Source organism: Pelagicoccus sp. SDUM812003 (assembly GCF_031127815.1).
Classification (GTDB): domain Bacteria; phylum Verrucomicrobiota; class Verrucomicrobiia; order Opitutales; family Opitutaceae; genus Pelagicoccus.
Map to the genome: position 1 here is coordinate 1 of NZ_JARXHY010000067.1, position 648 is coordinate 648.

Consider the following 648-nt stretch of genomic DNA (forward strand, 5'->3'; position numbering starts at 1 on the left):
GGGCCAAGCGCCCGAGTTGTGGACGCAGCAAGGACGTATCCTACCCTACTCTTTCACAACCAGCAACCTAGGCCCTCGCGTATCAGCTTCACGTTAGCCAAAAAAAGAAATGATCAGAACCATAAGCGAATGCCTGAATTTCTGTTTTTTGATCATATGCTTGATTCTCACCTACGAAGCATGGGACGCTTATCAAACGACCGAAGGAATAGGAAGACTTGGCCTAGTCTTTGTGGATCTAACTTTGGGTGCTGCCGTACTGATCACTTCAGCTTGGGCATTGCTAAACTACAGATTTCGGAAAAAGGAAGAAGAAGACAAAAAAACAATAGTCATGACTATAGTCACCCGCACCAACCGATTTCAGTGCCTACTCATTATACCTTCCGGACTCTATGCTTTTTGGGTTATCATAAAAATAATTGACCAAGAATTTGGCTAACCAGGCAGCTCACACAATGTCGGCAAACGCCCGCCTCTTTCGCAACGATTCCATGAAAATCAACATCAACTGTCTTGGAACCCCACCCGAAGCCGCCATCGTGTGGCTTTGACGTTAGGTAGAAAATGAAAGTAACCAAAGAACACAAAATAGATGCCGGAGAAAAAGACTCCGAAGGTTACTACGACTATTTCTACGAATACGAC

The 648-nt window shown here is 44.9% G+C and carries 1 protein-coding gene; it reads left to right on the forward strand.

All coding sequences use genetic code 11. From position 1 onward, the window contains the following. Positions 1 to 109 precede the first annotated feature (109 nt). Positions 110 to 442, forward strand: coding sequence for a hypothetical protein (locus tag QEH54_RS22810; RefSeq protein ID WP_309021041.1), 333 nt, complete (start codon positions 110 to 112; stop codon positions 440 to 442). Positions 443 to 648: the final 206 nt, after the last annotated feature.